This window comes from Pedobacter rhizosphaerae, from assembly GCF_900111155.1.
GTDB classification, from domain to species: domain Bacteria; phylum Bacteroidota; class Bacteroidia; order Sphingobacteriales; family Sphingobacteriaceae; genus Pedobacter; species Pedobacter rhizosphaerae.
The window spans coordinates 34,618-47,394 of sequence record NZ_FOGG01000009.1; the positions used below are offsets into that span (position 1 = coordinate 34,618).

The 12,777-nt window shown below is 39.2% G+C and carries 13 protein-coding genes; 5 read left to right on the forward strand and 8 right to left on the reverse strand.

From position 1 onward, the window contains the following. Positions 1 to 525: 525 nt before the first annotated feature. Entirely contained in the window at positions 526 to 1,656 is a 1,131-nt protein-coding gene (locus tag BMX11_RS09175) for a histidine decarboxylase (protein WP_090883720.1), read from the reverse strand. Positions 1,657 to 2,230: 574 nt separating this feature from the next. Next, positions 2,231 to 2,821 (reverse strand): GIN domain-containing protein, encoded by a 591-nt coding sequence (locus BMX11_RS09185; protein ID WP_090883724.1) that lies wholly within the window; start codon positions 2,819 to 2,821, stop codon positions 2,231 to 2,233. 707 nt (positions 2,822 to 3,528) lie between these two features. Between BMX11_RS09185 and BMX11_RS09190 the strand changes: the two genes are divergently transcribed. The 4 genes from BMX11_RS09190 to BMX11_RS09200 all read left to right on the forward strand — a co-directional run bounded on the left by BMX11_RS09190 (position 3,529) and on the right by BMX11_RS09200 (position 5,601). Beyond that, the gene (locus tag BMX11_RS09190) at positions 3,529 to 4,086 is read left to right on the forward strand and encodes a hypothetical protein (RefSeq protein ID WP_090883726.1); all 558 of its coding nucleotides are present in this window, start codon (positions 3,529 to 3,531) and stop codon (positions 4,084 to 4,086) included. Positions 4,087 to 4,153: 67 nt separating this feature from the next. Beyond that, positions 4,154 to 4,621, forward strand: coding sequence for a lipocalin-like domain-containing protein (locus tag BMX11_RS09195; RefSeq protein WP_090883728.1), 468 nt, complete (start codon positions 4,154 to 4,156; stop codon positions 4,619 to 4,621). A gap of 12 nt (positions 4,622 to 4,633) precedes the next feature. After that, the gene (locus BMX11_RS24640) at positions 4,634 to 4,972 is read left to right on the forward strand and encodes an alcohol dehydrogenase catalytic domain-containing protein (protein WP_245738622.1); all 339 of its coding nucleotides are present in this window, start codon (positions 4,634 to 4,636) and stop codon (positions 4,970 to 4,972) included. Continuing rightward, positions 4,969 to 5,601, forward strand: a complete 633-nt coding sequence (locus BMX11_RS09200; protein WP_245738623.1) for a zinc-binding dehydrogenase — start codon at positions 4,969 to 4,971, stop codon at positions 5,599 to 5,601. The genes BMX11_RS24640 and BMX11_RS09200 overlap by 4 nt, the downstream gene beginning before the upstream one ends. A 220-nt stretch (positions 5,602 to 5,821) precedes the next feature. Here the strand turns inward: BMX11_RS09200 and BMX11_RS09205 are convergent, their stop codons facing one another. The 6 genes from BMX11_RS09205 to BMX11_RS09235 all read right to left on the reverse strand — a co-directional run bounded on the left by BMX11_RS09205 (position 5,822) and on the right by BMX11_RS09235 (position 10,561). After that, positions 5,822 to 6,478: a MarC family protein gene (locus BMX11_RS09205; RefSeq protein ID WP_090883730.1), complete on the reverse strand. Its 657-nt coding sequence runs from the start codon at positions 6,476 to 6,478 to the stop codon at positions 5,822 to 5,824. 501 nt (positions 6,479 to 6,979) lie between these two features. Further along, positions 6,980 to 7,495, reverse strand: a complete 516-nt coding sequence (locus BMX11_RS09215) for an RNA polymerase sigma factor (RefSeq protein WP_090883732.1) — start codon at positions 7,493 to 7,495, stop codon at positions 6,980 to 6,982. A 212-nt stretch (positions 7,496 to 7,707) separates the two neighbouring features. Beyond that, positions 7,708 to 8,229, reverse strand: a complete 522-nt coding sequence (locus BMX11_RS09220; protein WP_090883733.1) for a DsbA family protein — start codon at positions 8,227 to 8,229, stop codon at positions 7,708 to 7,710. Between the two features lie 415 nt (positions 8,230 to 8,644). Beyond that, positions 8,645 to 9,046, reverse strand: coding sequence for a DUF1634 domain-containing protein (locus tag BMX11_RS09225; RefSeq protein ID WP_090883734.1), 402 nt, complete (start codon positions 9,044 to 9,046; stop codon positions 8,645 to 8,647). Between the two features lie 11 nt (positions 9,047 to 9,057). Next, a complete protein-coding gene (locus tag BMX11_RS09230; RefSeq protein WP_090883735.1) occupies positions 9,058 to 9,891 on the reverse strand; it encodes a sulfite exporter TauE/SafE family protein in 834 nt (277 codons plus the stop codon). 10 nt (positions 9,892 to 9,901) lie between these two features. Continuing rightward, positions 9,902 to 10,561, reverse strand: a complete 660-nt coding sequence (locus BMX11_RS09235) for a FadR/GntR family transcriptional regulator (RefSeq protein WP_090883736.1) — start codon at positions 10,559 to 10,561, stop codon at positions 9,902 to 9,904. A 258-nt stretch (positions 10,562 to 10,819) separates the two neighbouring features. Between BMX11_RS09235 and BMX11_RS09240 the strand changes: the two genes are divergently transcribed. Then, complete coding sequence (locus tag BMX11_RS09240) at positions 10,820 to 12,484, forward strand: alpha-L-fucosidase (protein WP_090883737.1); 1,665 nt, start codon at positions 10,820 to 10,822, stop codon at positions 12,482 to 12,484. Positions 12,485 to 12,777 lie beyond the last annotated feature (293 nt).

A 12,777-nucleotide genomic window follows, 5' to 3' on the forward strand; every position in this document is an offset into this window, starting at 1 on the left:
TTAGCCAGATTAATTGGTAAAGGTATTTGAAGATGGCACTACTGCTTCGGCTTTTATACCAAGCTGGCAGGTAATTATATCAAAAGGGGAAATCGGTATATGAAAAAGATATGAGGATTTGGTAGTGAGGGAAATTTTCGCCCTTTTATCACTTCCAGGAATGGGGAATTTTTATTCTGGACCACAAAGTATGATGCTCCCCGCATAGAATTAAACGTTGGCTGCTGGCGGGTAAAGCCATGTTATTAATTCTCTACTGGTTGGTTTCCCCACCAATGCTGTTAAATTAAGGAGAAAACAAAAATGGATTGTCAATCCTGAGCCTGTCGAAGGACAATACATTTTTGTTTTCGACTGATCAAGAAGGTCTTCGACAGGCTCAACGTGACAATTTCTCTACTGGTTGGTGTCCCCACCTACCAGTCCTCCAATTATCTTTTGCAAACTTCTCCATTTCGGTTGGTGGGCACAACACCCGTATTATTAAGTTAAGCTAAATTTTGTCAGTCTGAGCATTGTAACTCATTACGCCAGTTGTAACTCCGCTTTTAGTTCAGCAATAAAATGGTCGATCTGTTCTATGCTAACATTAGGCATACAAATTAAATGAGAGATATCGTCCTCTACCGCCAATTGCCATTTTTTACTCAACTGTTCTGGTAGAGCAGGAATCACAACCGTTATAGAATCTGTATTTTTCCAGGCCTCTATTCCGATCTCCCTGAGCCTTTCGGTGGTGTATTGCGCAACATTTAGGCTATGTTCGGCTCTTTTTTTGAGGCCTTCGATTCCCAGTGTCTTTATGGCGTACCATAAGAATAAGGGGCTGTGTCCGTTCCTTGATCCGGTAATGGTGGTGTCTAAGCTTCCAATGTAGGATACTGCGCGCGCGATTCTATCTCTGTTAGCCTTTTTTACAACTACAACTCCGCTGGGGATTGGAGAGCCCAGGAATTTGTGACCACTGATGGCAATACTGTCACAGCCATCCTCAAAATCAAACGATGGTTTAGGGTTTAAAAGTGCGCTGTAAGTTCCTGAAAGTGCTGCATCGGCATGTATATAGTAGCTCTTAATGGCCGAGTTCCTGATGATCGTTTTTATTTTGGAAACATCGTCCCTGGCTTCGGTCATGGTAGTACCTATGTTAGCGAGTACAATCACCGGAAGATGACGATTCATACCAATGTTATGGTCCAGGTCGCTATAGTCTATTTCTCCTTTTTTGTCTGTCTTGATCACAATGCCAGACATATTTAACAGGTGGAGGTTTTTTTGCACACTGTAATGTGTTGCTTCCGAGTAATAAACCATGGCCTTTGGATGAAGCTCACGGGCAAGATAAAGTGCATAAAGATTTCCTTCAGAACCTCCATTGGTAACATAACCCCACCAATTTTCTTTTGGCGCACGAAAAAGTGCTGCAAAGAAAGCAACAACCTCCTTTTCCTGTTCACGCGAGTCGACTCCATATGTCGATTTTACAAAAGGGTCGCCCAGATTGTTCATTGGGTATTTGAGGAATTCTATCAATGCTTCGATGTTAAAATCTTTCGATACCGGATAGCCAAGAAAAGAATCTGTTTTTGCTTTGATGTTTTTCAGGAGATTGTTGAGTTCTTCCTGGCTTTTATCATCTAAAAGTATACTGTTCATTTGCTGTTGTTTGTGGAAGTAAAAATAGAAAAAACAGTATAATATTCTATTTTTTAGTGTTAATTGTTTATGTTATTCTTTTTAATTTTATTTTATTTGTATTAAATTTTGTTTGAGTTATTGATATCATTTGTTATCCATATTTTATTTTGACTTGCAAAAGTTCATGAACCATATTTAATGGCATTTAATAACGACTACCCGCTTTGAAAGGTGTAAGTTTTCAGATCACCGATTTGCTGGAGCAGTAAGTTTGGAATGGATTTGAATTTACCGAGGCCTGGAAAATATTCAGCCTGCAGAAAATTTCCACACTTTAAAAAAATAGTTTTGAGATCTGATGCTAAAATATATCTTTGCAGAGCAGGAGGTGAGAGCCCTGCATCACAATCATTATTGATTGAGAGCGTTAATTTAGATATAAGGCTGCAATGGGATCATTGTAGCCTTATTTTTTTAAATTTTTATGTTATTGGAATAAAAGCCAACTGTAATCGGATAGCTGTTAATGCTTGATTAAACAAAAAAGGCAATCCGTAAAACAGATCGCCCTAGCTAAAAGGATAATTTCTTTTTATTTGCTTAATAACGATAGTGCATTTTCAGCGCTGAAAGTAGTTTTAGTATTGGCCGCAGTAAATTTATCCATGGTAAGCTTTTGTCCGTTGCCCATTACCAACATGTGATCAACAGTTGATCCGCTCAAGTTCATGTCTGCTTTATCTTCGATAACAGTATACAGTCCTTCTGTATTGGAGTGAAGATTAAGGGAAGCGTTGTCGCTTAAGAATACCTGAAGATATTTAGTGTTAAGTTGTCCTTGTGTTTTCACTTTTGCATTATCCATTGCATGAATTCTGTAAAGATCGGTTACGTAAACCGTGATTTTTGCAGGAGCGTTTTCTACAGAAGTAATCTCCAGACCATCGCCGTTTTGAATCACTTTAACTTGTCCACTGTTTTCATCAGCGTAGCTGATTCCGGTATGTTTTCCCTGCACAATGGTTAGCTCAACATTTCCCTTTACCTTGATGCGTTTAAAGCTTAATGCTTTTTTAGCATGAACAGGTTTCACGTTTTCAGTTGCGGTAGCTGATAATACTGCCGAAGTAGATAATACTAATGCTAAAGAAGAAGCGAATAATGTTTTGAATAAAGTTTTCATATGCTTTGAGGTTTAATTTTTATAATTTTTTTTAATTGATTGTTCTGGTAATAAGACGTGCGTAAAGTGGAAACGTTTCAACGCAAACTGCAGCATTATACCAGCCCCGAAAGCTAATCGACGAACGCCGTAAATTCAAAGACGAAAAGGAAAGACAAAAAAATATTAACCATATAAACCACATAAGAAAAAATAAGCTAATCTTTCTGTGGTAGATCGTTAATTCCTTAGACCTTAATGTCCTTATATGGCTTACATGGTGAGAAATCAACATCAGAGTTTATAATTTTCAATAAGGCGAGAAAAAAATATTAACCATATAAGCCACATAAGAAAAAATAAGCTAATCTCTCAGGGGCAAAAAAATAATTATTTAAACTTTAATGCCCTTATATGGCTTACATGGTAAAGAAAACCACATCAGAGTTCATTATTTTCAATAAGGCGAGAAAAAAATATTAACCATATAAGCCACATAAGAAAAAATAAGCTAATCTCTCAGGGACAAAAAAATAATTATTTAAGCTTTAATGTCCTTATATGGCTTACATGGTAAGAAATCAACATCATCCAGTTTTATTTGCTAACGATAACTTTTGCCTTTTCAACGAGTCTTTTTGTCATTTCGGTGGATTGTAAATGGTCTCCTAATGCCTGAGCACTAGATTTACATCATTAAATAAAAAGAACCTTAAATTATCAATAACATGGAAATTCAACAAACACCCGAAAATGCATTATCTCACTCTACAGTAACTGCGATTATTAATGCGCCAATAGAAAAAGTAAACATTGCCGACTGGCTTTTAAATTTGCCAGATGCAGAATATCAACGTTGCTCTACACAACACATTGGTGCAGCTATAAGCAGTACCTTTGATGGCCAGCCAGTATCTTTAAATGTCGAAACCATCGGCGACGCGCTGATGGTGCAGCATTACGTTGCAGATGTTCACCGTCCAGACTATTGCCGTATGTTATCTATTTCAGACTCTATCACCAAGGGAGGTCGTACTAAGGTTCAGGTTTTATGGGAGCTTAAAGCAACCAAAATTGATGAGCATACCACGCTTTATACCAATGAGATCCACGCTACAGCTACCCCCGAGATGTTCGAATATATTAAAGCTAATGGGGTTAACCTTAAAGACGCTGCTGCAGCAAGACAAGCTGCTTCTGATGCACACAACCATGAGGAGACGCCTAACTTTGCAAAAAGTATCGAAAATAAAGCTTTGACTGGCCTATACAACCAACCATTTTAACCCTGTTTATACCTCATTGAAGTAAGCGTGATTGTATTGCGCTTACTTTTTTATTTAACTAATTTTTATGAAAGCAAGCTTATTTAATCAGCTTATTGGATCCTGGACTTTAGTGGATCTGATTGAGGTTCCTGTAGATGGTGGGAAAATTACTCATCCAATGGGGCCAGAGCCTAAAGGATTGATCATTTATAACGCGGATGGTTTTATGTCTGCGCAGATCATGAATCCGGACAGAAAGAACTTTGTTAAGGAACATTACACTGGAGCTACGCCCGAAGAATATACGCAGGAAGCTTCTACCTATCTGGCCTATTCGGGGCCATTTGAAGTAGATGAGATGAAACAAACTTTAAGCCACACCATGTATGTATCTCTTTTTCCAAACTGGACGGGTCAAACACAAAACCGGATTGTTCAATTTAAGGACGGATTATTGCTTCTGGAAAGCGGGAAGTCATTTATTTCGAACGGTTTGAGGGTAATCCATAAACTCAGCTGGAAGCGTGTGGGGCAATCAAATGTTAAATTTTAATTTTTTAAGAAGATGAAAGCAGTAGTAATCACACATTTCGGCAGTGCCGAGGTGCTGCAAGAGCGGGAGTATCCAAGACCTAAAATTGAGGGAGATCAGGTACTTATAGCCGTTAAGGCTGCGGGCCTCAACCGGTCTGATGTTTTTCAACGTGAAGGTAATTATGCAGCACCGGCTGGTGTTCCGGCAGACATCCCTGGATTGGAGGTTTCTGGTATCATTGCCGAATGCGGTCCTGAGGTAAAGGATTTCCAAATAGGGGATGAGGTATGTGCGCTTCTGGCGGGTGGTGGTTATGCCGAATATGTGGCTGTACGTGAAGCCAGTGTTTGCCAATTCCTTCAGGATTGAATTTTGCAGAGGCTGCAAGTTTACCAGAAACAATATATACCGTTTGGTCGAATGTTTTCCAAAGAGGAATGCTTAAGCCTGGAGAGCGGCTTTTGGTTCATGGTGGAAGTAGTGGTATTGGAATTACGGCTATTCAATTGGCACATGCCTTAGGTTCTTCAGTAGTGGTAACTGTTGGCGCTAACGAGAAAGGGGAGAACTGTATTGAACTGGGTGCTGATTTATATATTAATTACAAGAAACAGGATTTTGAGCTCGAACTGCAAGAAGAAGGTGTTGATGTGATTTTGGATATGGTAGGTGGAGCATATTTGAGCAAGAACATCAATATATTAAGGCCTGAAGGACGATTGGTTCATATCAATGCCATAGATGTTAGTAGTGTAGGCCTTGATATCTGGAAAGTCATGATTAAGCGACTAACCATAACCGGCAGTACACTCAGGAGCAGAGATTATGCTTTTAAGAAGCATTTATCTGCAGAGGTTAAGAGATATGTTTGGCCTTTAATCGAAGCTAAAAAGTTTAAACCTGTAATTTTTCAAACTTTTGCTTTTTCTGAAGCTGCCGCAGCCCATCGTCTACTTGAGCAGAACAAACACACAGGTAAGATCGTGTTGGTACGTTAAGTAAGGATATAAGATGGATTGATGTAAGACGGAATTCATGGGCGATATCCTAGCCATCTTCCATTTTTACATTTTCCATCAAAGGAATTTGGTTTTTATGTGAGCCCTTTAGATGTATGATGGATTGATGTAAGATGGACTTGATAGGCGATATGCAAACCATCGTCCATTTTTACATTTTACATTAAAGGGATTTGGTTTTTTATGTGCGCGCTTTGCGTTACATCTTTAATAATGTTTTTATTCCACTAAAGGCAATTTGGAGGCCTACGCAGAAAATCAGGAAAGAACTCATTTGGTTAATTATAATTTCACCCTTTTTTCCCAGGTAATTTAATATTGATCCTGTATTGAGGTAAAATATATAAATTAATACACACATGATCAGGATTGAAATAAAAATAGCCAGGGTGTTTACCATGTAGCCATTAAAATCTATTCCGGCACTATGTGCACTCAAGGTGAACAATACCGACATTGTTCCTGGCCCGGTAGTAATTGGGAAAGAAATTGGGTAGAATAATTTGTTTTCCAGCGAAGTGTCTTTGTTGCTCACCTCACTCATTTTGATTTTATCCTGCGATTGCTCTTGCTTGCTTAACAACTCCCAACCCATCTTACAGATCATGATTCCTCCGGCCAATTGTATATTTGGAATAGAAAGACCGAAGAGTTCAAGGATATATCGGCCGGAAAAAAGAGAAACCGAACAAATAGAGAATGCATAGAATACTACTTTTTTAACCGCGTTTCTTTTTTCTTCCCTATCTAATCCCTTAAAGTAATGTTCGATTATAAAAGCAGACCCCAGTGGGTTAACTACTGGAAACAGGGCAATTAATCCTATAAATAGTAAATGGATAAAATCGTTTGACATGTTGGGGGTAAGTTTGTTTATTGATTGAATTCCTAATAGTCTGTGAGTATAGTACCTGGCAAGAAACTATCAGCATGGTGGTGATAGCATCAAAAAGACTATCGATTTTATTCTGGTTACTCATTTAAGGGGGGTGGATTTATGCCAGCCTTTTTTTATTATAGCAGTCGCAACCTTGATTTAGTTGGAACGACTTTTACATGGTCCTGATCTTTATTTTTGAGGTTATCGTGATCATTGTAAAACTCGATGGAAAAAATTTGTATGCCGAGCGTAATTACAAGTAGAATAACCACTCCGCAAAGCGTATTAATTAATAAATCCAATATAGTTTTTTGACGAAGTTCTTTTTTCATAGTTGTTATTTTATGATTTAAAAATAGGCGTAAAGGATAAATATCTTTGTTCTGTTTCGTTAAAGTGGCAATATTGATCGGTGAATTGGGGATTTGCAATAAATGTTCTTCAACTGATCTTTATTGGAAGCGCAATTGAATCAGCTTAGGTCAATTCATAGCCCCTCAATTCGGAAAGTGTTTGCCTTAGCATTTTCTTAGCAGAATGAATCCTGGTTTTTACTGTTCCGATAGGGATGTTGTAAAGTGCTGCAAGCTCTTTGTAACTGTGTCCTTCAAAATGTAAAATGAATGGTTCTGATAAGCTTTTGGGAAGGTTGGAGAGCGCCTTACGAATCTCGTCGTTAGCCATTTTTCCTATCGCCAGGTTGGAAGCCACATTTTCCTGTTTGAGCAGATTCAGCTCTGAATGGTCAACAAAGCTCATTTTTTTACTGGCCATATTGTTACATTTATTAAGAAAGGTATTTTTCATTATGGTGAAAAGCCATCCGCTCAGGTTGGTACCCTCTGTATAGGTTGCTAGATATTTGAATGCCTTTAGAAAAGTATCCTGCACCAGATCATTCGCATCTTCGTGGTTTCCTGTAAACCTAATGGCATGGGCCATAAGTATTTCGGACTGATTTTCTATTCCTAAACTGATTTTGTTTGAGATCATAATGGTTTGGTTTTAAGCTGAGCTTTGGTTTTCATCAGCCCTGGTTTATTTATCTTCAAAATTATTCTGATGGGCAGAAAATGGATATCTAATTCGGTGAATTGGGGTTTGTTATCGTCGAAATTGAAAATATCGCAGCCGAGAAAAAAGATAAAAGTCCATGTTGATCATTAGTAGAGCACATGGACTTTGTTAATTGATTATTACTGTGTTTAAATGGATTTTAAGTAGCTGAGAAAGGGTTCAAATTCCCAATCACCATCATATCTTTGTCCATTGATAAAGAACGTTGGCGTACCATTTACGCCGGAGCGTATACCACTCTCAAAATCTGAAGAGATTCGGTTTTCAATATCCAGGTCGATCATGTCTTTTTTGAACTGAAGCATATCTAATCCAAGTTTCGCTGCATAACGATCAAGGCTTGCCGGATAAAGTTGCTGTTGGTTTTCGTACAGCATATCGTGCATTTCCCAGAACTTTCCCTGTTTTGCTGCAGCTTCTGCAGCCCTGGCCGCATTCAGTGCATTTTCATGCATGTCTGATAAGGGGAAATTCCTAAATACAAGTCTTAACTTTTCTCCAAGTGCTTTTTGAATCTGTTTAATAATGGGATAAGCCATTCCACAATATGGACATTGATAATCGCCATATTCTACTATTTCCAATGGAGCCGATAGTGCGCCGGATATGTGGTCTCTTTTTGCTGTTGGGATACTTAATTTACCTTCCATAATCTTTTAGTTTTATAGTTTTATTTCATACGATCATTGCTCTTATCTATCTGGGTCAGAAGAGTGGAGCAAGCAATTTATTCTGGCCGAATCAGCCTGTTATGCTCAGAAGCTTTTGGACTTCTTTAACCCTATCAGGTTGTTACCTTATTATTGCCCTTGTTATTAAAACAAAATTATCCTTTGTGCAGGGTTTACCTGATCGTATTCGGTAGATGGGCAAAATCGATAGTTGGAATAGCTTTATTTCCTGTTTCATAGCACAATGAAGATTTGCACAACAGGAGATTATGCGCTTGGATAAGCTGGAAAATAAAATGGTCAAAAGCTTTAAAACTTCTGACCAATACTAAATGGATGATGCAGTATTAAGCTGCTCCCTGTTGTGGTGAGTGGGGGTACTTGCTAATGAAACCTATATTTTGAGTCCGCCAAATGTGCTGGCTAAAATTATGCTCAATACAATCAGGGTGATAAATACATATAAGCGATCTCTTTCTACAGCAAATGCAACAAGGGAAAATAATATTCTCAATATGGGGGTTAAGATCAACAGGAGTACACCAAACTGGATAACTCCCGTTGGTTTTCCCGAAAAAAGTCCCATAAATATCCCGTCAAAAGTAATTAAACTTGATCCCTCACCTTTAAATAAATGATAGTCAGGTCGGGGTAAGCCACCAAAGTTAAAGAGGTATAGGGAGCCACCGATGAGTACAATGATACTGGCTATGATTACTCCGGCCCGCAGTAGCATACCCACTGTTTTCTCTACATCTTTTTCTTCTAATGATGCCGTATGTTTATTGTTTTTCATTTTCTGTCTGCTTAAAAATTATGCTGTAATCCGTTGTAAATCATTTCAATCGCTACAAAAGTAATGGCAATGCAAAATATCCATCGTAATGTGGTAGGATTGATTTTAGTTAATAGTTTTGCCCCTGTAAAAGCACCTCCTAATACGCCCAAAACAACAGGGAAAGCAATGCCCGGATCCATGTAACCTCGTTGCAGGTACACTACAGCGCTGGCAGCTGCAGTAACGCCAATCATAAAATTACTTGTTGTTGTACTTACTTTGAATGGTATTTTCATGGTTGTATCCATCGCTAAAACCTTCAAAGCGCCAGAGCCTATTCCCAATAAGCCAGACATTACTCCGGCAAGTGTCATGATGGAAAAGCCACCACCAATGTTCTTTAATTTATATTTTACCAGTCCGTTTGGCGTGGGGTAACTGTTGTCGAGCTTTAGCGTGGCCGACCACTTACTTCCTTCGGTCAATGCCTCCTGATTTTTCTTTCTTAAAGTCATTGCTGCTGAGAAGAGGAGTACGGCACCAAATAGAATGGCTATGGTATTGGTTGGCGTATACACGGCAATTAATGCGCCAGTCACTGCTCCAACGGTTGTTGCAATCTCCAGAAACATACCCAGCCTAATATTGGTAATTCCTTCTTTGATGTAGGCACTTGCTGCGCCTGAAGAATTGGCAATCGAAGCCAGTAAGGCCGCCCCAATGGCATAGCGGATATCTACATGAAAAACCAGGGTAAGTAATGGAATCACTACCACACCTCCACCTAAGCCGGTTAATGATCCGACCAGGCCAGCGAGATAGGCACCTAAAATTAATATGATGGTAAAAGTTAAAATTGACATCTTTAAAAGATTAATGATTATTATTGAGTATAGAATTAATGGTAGAAATGGCCTGCTCCGGGTTCTTATCCCTTATGGCAAGCATCAACGTTTCATGCAGGTGGTGGCTCATGGCAAACTTAGTTATGCCCGAAGGTTCCCGCCGGGTAAAGAAGTCGCGAATAATGTTGGTGAAACTTTTATATAAATCCTGAAGAACCTTGTTCCCGGATGCCTGGGCAATAGAAATGTGAAATGTAATATCTGCATTGATGCAATTTTCATGGTTACCAGCCTCTATTGCAGCTTTTCTCCATGTTAAAGCTTCATTCATAGCGCTAAGATCAGGCTCAGTTCTGTTGTGCACTGCCAGTGCAACAATTTCTCGTTCTAGAAGCCCCCTTACGTAGTTTATTTCAGAAAAATCGGAGTTTCGTAAACGATCTTCAATCGGTTCTGCCGAAAAATTATTAACCACAGTTCCAAAGCCTTGTCTCACTGATAATACACCTGAATGACTCAGGGACTTTATGGCCTCTCTGATCGTTGATCGGCCAACGCCATAAAGCCTCATTAAATCGGGTTCAGCAGGTATCTTAGATCCTGCTTTGAAGTTGCCATCTGTTATATCTTTTCTTATCGCGGCAGAAATTTTTTGCGATAAGCTGATTTGATCATTTGTTTTTGACATACACAAACATATGATGTTTAAATTAAACATCATATGTTTGTCTGTCATTTTTAAGTTTGTTTTTGAAAGTTAGTTAAAAAATGGGGATAGTATTGAGCTAAGAGAGGTGTTTTATTGTGGTCCGAACGGTTTGATTAAGGTGAGCATGTTATTACTAAAAGTCGGTTTTGTATAAAAAAAAGTCTTATCTATATAAAGATTCATTTTACATCTATGATAAATTTGTTTTTATAAAAAGCTACCCTAACCAAATATAATATGAACCGTAGAAAACTTCTCCAAAGCCTTGCCATTGGTTTACCTACACTATTGCTTTCCAATAAAATCTCTGCATTTTCAATGATTGATGACGCCACAAAAGAATTTGTTGAACAGATTTTAGCTGGTCCTTTTTCTCCAACATGGGAATCTCTCTCTAATTACAAAACACCAGAATGGTTTAGAGATGCGAAGTTTGGCATATGGGCGCATTGGGGACCCCAGTGTCAGCCAGAGGCAGGTGATTGGTATGCGCGCAATATGTATATGGAGGGTAACTGGAAGTACAAGTACCACATAGAAAAGTATGGTCATCCATCGCAGTTTGGTTTTAAAGATGTAATAAATACCTGGAAGGCAGAGAAATGGGATCCGGAAGCATTGGTTTCTTTGTATAAAAGCGCCGGAGCCAAATATTTTATGGCGCTGGCCAATCACCACGATAACCTGGATCTTTATGATAGTAAATATCAGAAAAACTGGAATTCGGTAAAGCAGGGGCCTAAGAAAGATATTGTGAAAGGATGGGCAGATGCGGCTAAAAAGCATGGGCTCCCATTTGCTGTAAGTGTTCATGCGGCTCATACCTGGAGCTGGTTTGAAACTGCTCAACGATCAGACAAAACCGGACCATTGGCTGGGGTACCCTATGACGGGAAGTTAACGAAAAAGGATGGTAAGGGTAAATGGTGGGATGGGCTCGATCCGCAGGAACTTTATGCTCAAAATCATCCGCTGAGTGAAAACAGTGGGGATGATGGCTCAATTCATAAACAATGGAATTGGGGAAATGGGGTTAATCCACCTACAAAGGCTTACATCGACAAATTCTTTAACCGGACAATTGATCTGATCGATAAGTACCATCCCGATATGATTTATTTTGATGATTCGCAATTTCCATTGTGGCCCATTAGTGATGCAGGTTTGCGCATTGCCGCACACCTTTACAATAAAATTATTAAAGAAAAGGGGAAGCTGAATGCGGTAATTACGGGTAAGATATTAACGGAAGAACAGCGTAAAGCTATGGTATGGGATATTGAGCGCGGACAGAGTAATAGTATTGAGCCACTTCCCTGGCAAACAGATACCTGCATTGGCGACTGGCATTACGATCGTGGTATATACAATAGAAAGGCATACAAGAGCCCAAAAACAATTATACATACACTAATTGATGTGGTGAGCAAAAATGGAAACCTGATGCTTAATATTCCCGTTCGTGGTGATGGCTCAATTGACGGGCTCGAACGCAAAATAGTTGAAGATATTGGTATCTGGATGAACGCTAATGGAGATAGTATATACGCTACCCGGCCATGGAAGATTTTTGGAGAAGGGCCGGCGCAGCAGCAGGCAGCAGCATTAACCGCACAGGGTTTTAATGAAGGTAAAGGGAAGCCCTTCAGCCATGAAGATATACGTTTTACCACAAAAGGGAATACCCTTTTTGCAACAGTGATGGCCTGGCCAACAGCGGGATCTGTGCTCATTAAGAGTTTAGGCACTGGAAGCAGCCATTATCCTGAAAAAATAAACGGTGTTCAGCTGGTTGCTACTGGACAAGAACTGAAGTTTGAAAGAATAGCTGAAGGATTAAAAGTATATTTTCCTGATGTGATGCCAGCAGCATCTTATGCTAACCCATTGAGGATTGTTTAATTAACTTACTCGATATAGTTGATGTTAAGATTGAATGTAAGATGTGAATATGGAAGATGGAGAATTTCAGGGAGGCTAGCGCAATGTCATTTTACTACTGGTTGGTGTCCTCACCGACCTTATCATGGAGTTAATCTGAGGAATAATTTATGGGGTATAAGAATCACTATGACTGACATTTTACCTCCTCCTACACAGCCTTTCCCCGGCTCGCCGCCGCCGGAGAGCTCTTTCTTTTTGTTGGCAAAAAGAAACAAAAACCACTGGCTGAAAATTTTTCTTTTGAAGCCAGT

Excerpts from the sequence above, each read along its gene's own strand:
- BMX11_RS09215 (WP_090883732.1), bottom strand. The coding sequence starts at position 7,495 with ATGATCTCAAACAAAATCAGTTTAGGAATAGAAAATCAGTCCGAAATA.
- BMX11_RS09220 (WP_090883733.1), bottom strand. The coding sequence starts at position 8,229 with ATGGAAGGTAAATTAAGTATCCCAACAGCAAAAAGAGACCACATATCC.
- BMX11_RS09235 (WP_090883736.1), bottom strand. The coding sequence starts at position 10,561 with ATGTCAAAAACAAATGATCAAATCAGCTTATCGCAAAAAATTTCTGCC.
- BMX11_RS09190 (WP_090883726.1), top strand. The coding sequence starts at position 3,529 with ATGGAAATTCAACAAACACCCGAAAATGCATTATCTCACTCTACAGTA.
- BMX11_RS09185 (WP_090883724.1), bottom strand. The coding sequence starts at position 2,821 with ATGAAAACTTTATTCAAAACATTATTCGCTTCTTCTTTAGCATTAGTA.
- BMX11_RS09205 (WP_090883730.1), bottom strand. The coding sequence starts at position 6,478 with ATGTCAAACGATTTTATCCATTTACTATTTATAGGATTAATTGCCCTG.
- BMX11_RS24640 (WP_245738622.1), top strand. The coding sequence starts at position 4,634 with ATGAAAGCAGTAGTAATCACACATTTCGGCAGTGCCGAGGTGCTGCAA.
- BMX11_RS09230 (WP_090883735.1), bottom strand. The coding sequence starts at position 9,891 with ATGTCAATTTTAACTTTTACCATCATATTAATTTTAGGTGCCTATCTC.
- BMX11_RS09195 (WP_090883728.1), top strand. The coding sequence starts at position 4,154 with ATGAAAGCAAGCTTATTTAATCAGCTTATTGGATCCTGGACTTTAGTG.
- BMX11_RS09225 (WP_090883734.1), bottom strand. The coding sequence starts at position 9,046 with ATGAAAAACAATAAACATACGGCATCATTAGAAGAAAAAGATGTAGAG.
- BMX11_RS09240 (WP_090883737.1), top strand. The coding sequence starts at position 10,820 with ATGAACCGTAGAAAACTTCTCCAAAGCCTTGCCATTGGTTTACCTACA.
- BMX11_RS09175 (WP_090883720.1), bottom strand. The coding sequence starts at position 1,656 with ATGAACAGTATACTTTTAGATGATAAAAGCCAGGAAGAACTCAACAAT.